General features: G+C 61.8%; 7 protein-coding genes and 1 pseudogene. All 8 read left to right on the plus strand.

Going from position 1 to position 9,048, the window contains the following annotated elements; translation table 11 throughout:
* Nucleotides 1-494, plus strand: a pseudogene (locus JWQ61_RS05705) (ABC transporter substrate-binding protein); the annotation flags it as partial.
* A gap of 76 nt (nucleotides 495-570) precedes the next feature.
* Nucleotides 571-1,548, plus strand: coding sequence for an ABC transporter permease (locus JWQ61_RS05710; RefSeq protein WP_304359674.1), 978 nt, complete (start codon nucleotides 571-573; stop codon nucleotides 1,546-1,548).
* 1 nt (nucleotide 1,549) lies between these two features.
* Nucleotides 1,550-2,455 (plus strand): ABC transporter permease, encoded by a 906-nt coding sequence (locus JWQ61_RS05715; protein ID WP_304359675.1) that lies wholly within the window; start codon nucleotides 1,550-1,552, stop codon nucleotides 2,453-2,455.
* 7 nt (nucleotides 2,456-2,462) lie between these two features.
* Entirely contained in the window at nucleotides 2,463-3,446 is a 984-nt protein-coding gene (locus tag JWQ61_RS05720; protein ID WP_304359676.1) for an ABC transporter ATP-binding protein, read from the plus strand.
* Nucleotides 3,443-4,483: an ABC transporter ATP-binding protein gene (locus JWQ61_RS05725; protein ID WP_304359677.1), complete on the plus strand. Its 1,041-nt coding sequence runs from the start codon at nucleotides 3,443-3,445 to the stop codon at nucleotides 4,481-4,483. The genes JWQ61_RS05720 and JWQ61_RS05725 overlap by 4 nt, the downstream gene beginning before the upstream one ends.
* A gap of 12 nt (nucleotides 4,484-4,495) precedes the next feature.
* Entirely contained in the window at nucleotides 4,496-5,683 is a 1,188-nt protein-coding gene (argE, locus tag JWQ61_RS05730; RefSeq protein ID WP_014007971.1) for an acetylornithine deacetylase, read from the plus strand.
* 79 nt (nucleotides 5,684-5,762) lie between these two features.
* A complete protein-coding gene (locus tag JWQ61_RS05735; protein WP_304359678.1) occupies nucleotides 5,763-7,850 on the plus strand; it encodes a molybdopterin-dependent oxidoreductase in 2,088 nt (695 codons plus the stop codon).
* Nucleotides 7,847-8,899, plus strand: a complete 1,053-nt coding sequence (locus tag JWQ61_RS05740; protein ID WP_304359679.1) for an aminopeptidase — start codon at nucleotides 7,847-7,849, stop codon at nucleotides 8,897-8,899. Before JWQ61_RS05735 ends, JWQ61_RS05740 begins: the two co-directional genes overlap by 4 nt.
* Nucleotides 8,900-9,048 lie beyond the last annotated feature (149 nt).

Below are 9,048 nucleotides of genomic sequence, written 5' to 3' on the forward strand. Positions count from 1 at the left end.
GGTTTCGGCCTGACCCTGCATACGCCGAACAACCGCTACATCAACGACGAGAAAATCGCGCAAACCATCGCCCAGATGTGGTCGCGCATCGGCATCGCCACCAAGGTCGAGGGCGCACCGATGTCGGTGTATGCGGCGCGCGGCGCCAAGAGCGAATATTCGATCGGTCTGCTGGGCTGGGGCGCGCAGACCGGCGAAGTGTCGTCGCCGCTGCGGGCCATGGTGGCTTGCGACAATCCGGCCAAAGGCATGGGCGCGGTCAACTGGCTGAAATACTGCAACCCGAAAATGGACGCGGTGCTGGCCAAAGCCCTGAACAGCGTCGACGACAAGGAGCGTTCCGGCCTGCTGCAGAAGCCACGGCGATCGTCATCGAGGACGGCGGCGTGATCCCGATTCACCAGCAAGTGACCACGTGGGCCACAAAAAAAGGTATCGTATATGTCCCGCGCACCGATGAGCGTACCCACGCTTACCAGTTCTACCCGCAGTAAAGCGGGCGGAATCGCGTGTACATCCGCTCACAGATGGCGGCGAGCGGATTTTTTATGGATGAATCTAGGGTAAACGATGCTGGCTTTTATTATCCGCCGCCTATTGCAAAGCCTGGTCGTGCTGCTGGTGATGTCATTGCTGGTGTTTGTCGGAGTGTATGCGATCGGCAATCCGATCGACGTGCTGATCAGTCCCGACGCCGACCAGATAGAACGGGCCAAGGTGATCGTCGCCTTCGGCCTCGACAAGCCGCTCTGGCTGCAGTATTTCATCTTCCTGAAGAACGCCGTCGGTGGCGACCTGGGCCGCTCGTTTGCCTATTCGACGCCGGCCCTGACTCTGATTTTCGAGCGCATGCCGGCGACGCTGGAACTGTCGTCGGCAGCGATCCTGCTGTCCGTCGTGCTGGGGCTGCCACTGGGCCTGCTCGCCGGGCTGCGGCCCAATGGCCTGGTGGGGAAAACCATCATGGCGGTGTCGATCCTGGGGTTCTCGTTGCCGACATTCTGGGTCGGCCTGATGCTGATCATGGTGTTCGCAGTGCAGCTGGGCTGGCTGCCGACCAGCGGCCGCGGCGAGACGCAGCTGCTGTTCGGGGTGCCGGTCAGCTTCCTCAGCTGGGACGGCCTGCGCCATCTGCTGATGCCGGCTTTCAACCTGGCCTTGTTCAACATCGCCCTGGTGATCCGCCTGACGCGTTCCGGCGCCCAGGAAGCGTTGATGCAGGACTACGTCAAGTTCGCTCGCGCCAAAGGCTTGCGCAACAGCCGCATCATCGGCGTCCATGTCCTGAAAAATATTCTGATCCCTATCGTCACCGTGGTGGCGCTGCAGTTCGGTTCGGTCATCGCCTTTTCCATCGTTACCGAAACGGTGTTTGCCTGGCCCGGCATGGGCAAGCTGATCATCGATTCGATCCGTGTGCTGGACCGGCCGGTGATCGTCGCTTATCTGCTGCTGATCGTCACCATTTTCATCCTGATCAACCTGGTGGTGGACATGCTGTATTCCCTGCTCGATCCGCGCGTGCGCCTGGCAGAAAGCAAAGGCTGAGATGGAACTGACACCAATGTCCAATGCGGTGGAAACGCCCTGGCAACGTTTTGTCCGCAATTTTTTTGGCAGCAGGATTGCTGCCGCAGGATTCGTGCTGCTGGTGCTGATCGTGCTGGCGGCGATATTCGCGCCGGTCATCTCGCCGCAGAATCCCTACGACCTGGCCAAGCTGGATGTGATGGATTCGCGCCTGGAGCCGGGCCAGGCATCGGTCGACGGCAGCATGACCTACCTGCTCGGCACCGACGACCAGGGTCGCGACATGTTGTCGGCGATCCTGTACGGCATCCGCATCTCGGTGATGGTCGGCGTCGTCAGCACCATCATCGCGCTGTCGCTGGGCCTGACGCTGGGGCTGCTTGCCGGCTACGCAGGCGGCCGCATCGAAGCCTTCATCATGCGGGTCGCGGATATCCAGCTGTCGTTCCCGCCCATCCTGATCGCCCTGATCCTGCTGGCCCTGACGGGGCGCGGCATCGACAAGATCATCATTGCGCTGGTGGCGGTGCAGTGGGCCTATTACGCGCGCACCACGCGCAGCGCGGCGCTGGTGGAACGCAAGAAGGAATACATTGAAGCTGCCTCCGCGCTCGGCCTGTCGCCGCTGCGCATCATGTTCAGGCATCTGCTGCCTAACTGCCTGCCGCCGCTGATCGTGGTGGCCGCCCTGCAAGTGGCTTCGGCGATTTCCTTGGAAGCGACCTTGTCTTTCCTCGGCCTCGGATTGCCGATCACCGAACCCTCGCTTGGCTTGCTGATCGCCAATGGCTTTCAATACCTGTTGTCCGGCAAATACTGGATCAGCGTGTTTCCCGGCATCGCCCTGCTGGTGACCGTGGTGACCATCAACCTGGTGGCCGACCAGCTGCGCGATGTCCTCAATCCACGCTTGCAAACGCAATAGGCTCGATATGGACACGACACTTACCGTCAATAACCTGCAGACCCAGTTTGCCACCCGGGCCGGCCTGGTCAAGGCGGTCGACCAGGTCTCGTTCTCGGTCAAGCGCGGTGAGATCATGGGCCTGGTCGGCGAATCCGGATCGGGAAAATCGATGACCGGCTATTCCATCATGGGCCTGGTCGACGCGCCGGGGAAAATCGTCGCCGGCGAGATCCTGCTGCAAGGCAAGGATCTGCGCAGCTTGCCGGCGGAAGCCATGCGCAAGATCCGCGGCAACCGGATCGCCATGATTTTCCAGGATCCGATGATGACCTTGAACCCGGTGCTGCGCATCGATACCCAGATGATGGAAGCAGTGCGTGCACATCAGGACGTGAGCCGGATGGTGGCGCGCGAGATGTCGCGCGAGGCGCTGGTGCGGGTCGGCATTCCGGCGCCGGATGAACGGTTGCAGGCCTACCCGCATCAGTTTTCCGGCGGCATGCGGCAACGCGTGGCGATTGCGATCGCCTTGCTCAACCAGCCTGACCTGATCATCTGCGACGAGCCGACCACTGCGCTGGATGTGACGATACAAGGGCAGATCCTGTACGAAATGCAAAAGCTGTGCCGCGAATCCGGCACGGCGCTGATCTGGATTACCCACGACCTGTCGGTGGTGGCCGGGCTGGCCGATACGGTATCGGTGATGTACGCCGGCCGCATTGTTGAAAGCGGCACGGTGCAGCAAGTGCTGGAGCATCCGCGCCATCCCTACACCCACGGCCTGATCGCATCGGCGCCGTCGCGCAATCCGCGCGGCCAGCCGCTGCAGCAGATTCCCGGCATGACGCCGTCGCTGCTGAACCTGCCGGAAGGCTGCGCATTCCGCACGCGCTGCGCGCATGCCACGGTCGAATGCCGGCAGACGCCGCAGTTGCGCGAAGTGGAACAGCGCATGCTGCGTTGCTACCATCCGTTGCGGGATAGCGTGGTGGAGGCAGTGTCATGAACCAGGCCATCGACAACAATATGGCGCCGCCGCCATCCGCACCCAACCTGCTGGAATTGCAGGCGGTCAGCAAGCAGTTCGTCAAGACGCTCGACAGCGCGGCCAGGATCGCCAACCTGTTCGGCGCCGGCATGCAGCAGGAAGTGGTGCATGCGGTGGACGAGGTGAGCCTGGGCATCAGGCGTGGCGAAGTGGTGGGGCTGGTGGGCGAATCCGGCTGCGGCAAATCGACGCTGGGGCGGATGGCGGTCGGCCTGCATAGCCTGACTGCCGGTACGCGCTTGTGGAAAGGACAGTCGCTGGAGCAATTGGACGCTGCAGAAAGACGCAAGAAGCAGCTGGCGATCCAGATGATTTTCCAGGATCCCTATGCCTCGCTGAATCCGCGCATGCGGGTGCAGGATATTGTCGGCGAAGCGCCGCTGGTGCACGGCTTGGTCGATGCGCCGCAGCAGCGCGAGTATGTCGAAAGTCTGCTGCAGCGGGTCGGGCTGGACGGCGCCATGCTGCGCCGGTTCCCGCACCAGTTTTCCGGCGGCCAGCGCGCTCGCGTGGGCATTGCGCGCGCGCTCGCGGTCAAGCCGGAATTCCTGGTTTGCGACGAGGCGGTGGCGGCGCTGGATGTATCGATCCAGGCCCAGGTCCTGAACCTGTTCATCAAGCTGCGCGACGAGCTGGACCTGACATACTTGTTCATCAGCCATGATCTGGGCGTGGTACGGCATTTGTCAGACCGGGTGGTGATCATGTATCTTGGGCGTATCGTTGAATCGGCTTCTGCCGATACGGTATTTGCCCGCGCCAATCATCCGTACACCCAGGCGCTGCTGGCATCGGCGCCCAAGCTGGAAGTCCGGCGCACGGAATTTTTTGCGGTCAAGGGAGAAATTCCGTCGCCGCTGCATCCGCCTCCGGGCTGTCATTTTCATCCGCGCTGTCCGCATGCAATGCCGCGCTGTAAAGTAGAAAAGCCGGCATTAAAAGAAGTCAGCGCCAAACATTTTTCCGCCTGCCATCTCAATGATGGACTGGCATAAAAAGGACAGGATATGAGTACTCGACAATTGACCCCTTCGGCTGAAATCATGGCCATGATCGAACGCCTGATTGCGTTCCAGACCGTATCGCGCGATTCCAACCTGGGACTGATCGAATGGACCCGCGACTACCTGGCCGGCCTCGGCGTCAAGTCGCGCCTGACCTATGACGCCAGCGGCAAGAAAGCCAATCTGTTTGCAACCCTGGGCGAAGGCCCGAAGCCTGGCCTGATCTTGTCCGGCCACACCGATGTGGTGCCGGTCGAAGGCCAGGTCTGGGATACCGATCCGTTCCAGGCAACCATCAAGGATGGCTTGCTGTACGGCCGCGGCTCGGCCGACATGAAAAGCTACATCGCCACCGCCCTGGCGCTGGCGCCGCAGTTCCTGGCTGCCAACATGGCGGCGCCCCTGCACTTTGCGCTGTCGTATGACGAAGAAGTAGGGTGTATCGGCGTGCAAGGCTTGATCAAGGATCTGCAGGAACTGGGATTAAAGCCGGCGGCCTGCATTGTCGGCGAGCCAACCTCGATGCAGCCCATCATTGCACACAAGGGCACGCATCGTTTCCGCTGCTGCGTACGCGGCCGCGAAGCGCATTCCAGCTACACCACCATGGGCGTCAATGCGATCGAGTATGCGGCGCGCATCATCGTCTATATCCGCCAGATGGCAGACCGCTTCGCCCAGCTGGAAACGCGCGATTACGGTTTCACCGTGCCTTACACCACCATGCAGACCGGGCTGATCCAGGGCGGGCTGGCGGCGAATATCGTGCCCAAGGACTGCAAGTTCGATTTCGAGGCGCGCACCATGCCGGGCATCGACGCCGAACGCCTGTACCGGGAAATCCAGGATTTCGCCGCCACCTTGTTGCCGGAAATGCAAAAAGTGGAGCCGAATGCCGCCATCGACTTCGAATGGCTGGCCTCCGCTCCCGGCCTCAACATGCAGGAGAGCGACGCCGTGGTCCAGCTGGCGGCGGCGCTGGCGCGCAACAAGCCGAACGGCGCGGTATCCTACGGCACCGAAGCCGGCTTGTTCCAGCGCGCCGGCATTCCCACCGTGATTTGCGGCCCCGGCAGCATCGAACAGGCGCACCGGCCGAATGAATTCGTGGCGCTGGAACAGCTGGTCCAGTGCGAAGCGTTCATGCTGCGCCTGATGGATCCGGAGATGCAGCTGCCAGCCGGGAAGTAAGCAGCAGCCATCAAATGCATCTTGTTTGAACGGATTTTGCTAAAGTAGCGGATTGAAGCACCTTGATTCTGATGACATTATGACTACTGCTACCGTCCGTGCCGCCTGTCCGCACGATTGCCCCGATACCTGCGCGCTGCTGGTGACTGTCACCGACGGCGTCGCCACCGAGGTGCGCGGCGATCCGGACCACCCGACCACGGCCGGCGTGCTGTGCACCAAGGTCGCGCGCTACACCGAACGGACTTACCACAAGGACCGCCTGCTGCATCCGCTCAAGCGGATCGGCAACAAGGGTGAGGGGAAATTCGTACAGATCAGCTGGGACGAGGCGATCGCCACGATCGCCGGGCGGCTGAGCGAGATCGCCGCGCGCAATCCGCAAGCCATCCTGCCTTACAGCTACGCCGGCACCATGGGCCTGGTGCAGGGCGAGTCGATGGCGATGCGTTTTTTCAATCGCATCGGCGCTTCGCTGCTGGACCGCACCATCTGCGCCTCGGCCGGCGGCACCGGCTACAAATACACGATAGGCGCCAGGGTAGGCACCGACCTCGAACAATTCCAGAACGCCAAGCTGATCCTGATCTGGGGCGGCAACCCGATAGCGTCCAACCTGCATTTCTGGATGCGAGCGCAGGAAGCAAAACGGCGCGGCGCCAAACTGATCGCAATCGATCCGTATCGCTCCCTGAGCGCCGACAAATGCCACCAGCACATCGCCCTGTTGCCGGGCACCGATTCAGCCTTGGCGCTGGGCATGATGCATGTGCTGATTGCCGAGAACCTGTTAGACCACGACTACATCGCGCAATACACGCTGGGCTTCGAGCAGCTGAAACAGCAGGTGTCGAGTTGGACGCCGCAGAAGACTGCTGAAGTGTGCGGCATCAGCGCCGACGAAGTGCTGGAACTGGCGCGCAGCTACGGCGGTGCGGCGCAACGCGGCGAAGCGGCGGCGATCCGGGTCAACTACGGCTTGCAGCGTGTGCGCGGCGGCGGCATGGCGGTGCGCAATATCACCTGCCTGCCGGCCCTGGTCGGGGCCTGGCGCCATGCCGCCGGCGGCGTGCAGCTGTCGACCTCGGACAGTTTTCCAAAGAATAACCAGTTCCTGCAGCGTCCCGATTTCCTGCTCAAACAAGGGATGGCGCCGCGCACCATCAACATGAGCACCATCGGCGACGACCTGTTGCGCGAAGCCTCGCCCGAGTTCGGGCCGAAAATCGAAGCCCTGATCGTGTACAACTCGAATCCGGTCGCGGTAGCGCCGGAATCCGGCGCCGTCGCCCGCGGTTTTGCGCGCGAAGATTTATTCACCGTGGTGCTGGAACATTTCCAGACCGATACCGCGGATTACGCCGATATCGTACTGCCGGCCACCACTCAGTTGGAACACGTGGATGCCCACTCGGCCTACGGCCACCTGTACATGCTGGCGAATAACGCCGCGATTGCGCCGCTGGGCGAAGCCAGGCCGAACACCGAAATCTTCCGCCTGCTGGCAGCGCGCATGGGTTTCGACGACGCCTGTTTCCGCGAAACCGACGATGAAATTGCGGCGCAGGCATTTGACCGGAAAAATGAGCGGGCGATCCATTTCGATTGGGATGCGCTGAAACAAAAAGGCTGGCAAAAACTGAACGTGCCCGATGCGCCGTTCGCGCATGGCGGTTTCCCGACGCCATCCGGCAAGTGCGAGTTCTACAGCGCGCAAATGCTGAAGGACGGACTTGATCCCTTGCCGACCTATATCGCGCCCTATGAATCGCCGGCCAGCAATCCGCAGCTGGCCAGGAAGTACCCGCTGGCGATGATTTCACCGCCAGCGCGCAACTTCCTCAATTCCAGTTTCGTTAACGTGAAAAGCCTGCGCGACACCGAAGGCGAGCCGCACCTGGACATGCATCCGGCCGACGCCGCGGCAAGAGCCCTGGCCAGCGGCGATGCGGTGCGCATCTATAACGACCGCGGCAGTTTCAACGCCAGGCTGAGAGTGACCGACAAGGCGCGGATCGGGCTGGTGGTGGGCTTGTCGATCTGGTGGAAAAAAATGGCCAGCGACGGCAAGAACGCCAACGAGGTGACCAGCCAGCGCCTGACCGACATGGGGCGGGCGCCAACCTTCTACGATGTGCTGGTGGAAGTGGAAAAAGCGCCGGCATGAATGGCCGGCTGCTCACGGTTTTGCTGTTAGCCGTGGCGGCAGCCGGTTGCGCCCAGCTGGCGTATTACGGGCAGGCGGCAAACGGCCAGTTTTCCCTGCTGGACCGTGCCCATCCGGTCGATGAATGGCTGGCCGATCCGAACATCGACGCCGGCCTCAGGGCCAAGCTGAAACTGACCAAGCAGATCCGCCGCTTCGCGGTGAGCGATCTGAACCTGCCGGACAACCGCAGCTACACCGAGTATGCCGACCTGCAGCGCCGTTTCGCCTTGTGGAATGTGGTGGCGGCGCCGGCTTTGTCGCTGGAGCCCAAGCAGTGGTGTTTCCCGATTGCCGGCTGCGTCAACTACCGCGGTTATTTCAGCCAGGACGCCGCAAAGAAATTCGCCGCCAGCCTGCGTCAGCAAGGCTACGATGTGCAAGTCAGCGGCGTGCCGGCCTATTCCACGCTCGGCTGGTTCAACGATCCGCTGTTGTCGACCTTCATCCGCTATCCCGACGGCGAGCTGGCGCGCCTGGTTTTCCACGAGCTGGCGCACCAGACGGTGTACGCCAAGGACGATACGCAATTCAACGAGTCATTCGCCACCACGGTCGAGCAGGTCGGCGTCGAACGCTGGCTGGCGGCGGTGGGCAGCCAAAAGACGCGCGACGCCTATGTCCAGTTTGAAGGACGCAAGGAGGAATTCCTGGCGCTGCTGCTGCAGTACCGGCAGCGGCTGGCAAGCAATTACGCGAGCGGGCTCAGCGATGCGCAAAAGCTGCAGCAGAAGGCGGCGATTTTCCTCGCTCTGCAAGTGGATTACCAGGCGCTCAAGGTAAAGTGGGGCGGCTACGCCGGGTACGACCACTGGTTTGCCGAACCGTTGTCGAACGCCCATCTGGCGCTGGTGGCGACCTATTACGACTTGGTGCCCGGTTTCAAGGCTTTGCTGGCCCAGCAGCAGACCCTCAAGAAATTTTATGTGGCGGTCGCCGGGCTGGCGGCGCTGAGCAAGGAAGAACGGCATCGCCGGCTGGAAGAGCTGGCGAAATCCCGGCCCACATAATTTTATCTTGGTTACAATGCCAAGATGACATTTAACGCCGACCTGCACCGCAGCACGCTGAAACTGCCGAATCGCCTGGCGCGCAACGGCAGCGGAGTCTATGACAGCGCACTGGAAATGAGTGTGCTGGATGCCGGTCCGGAGTACGA

The sequence above is a fragment of the Collimonas fungivorans genome (assembly GCF_028292705.1).
GTDB lineage: Bacteria > Pseudomonadota > Gammaproteobacteria > Burkholderiales > Burkholderiaceae_D > Collimonas > Collimonas fungivorans_B.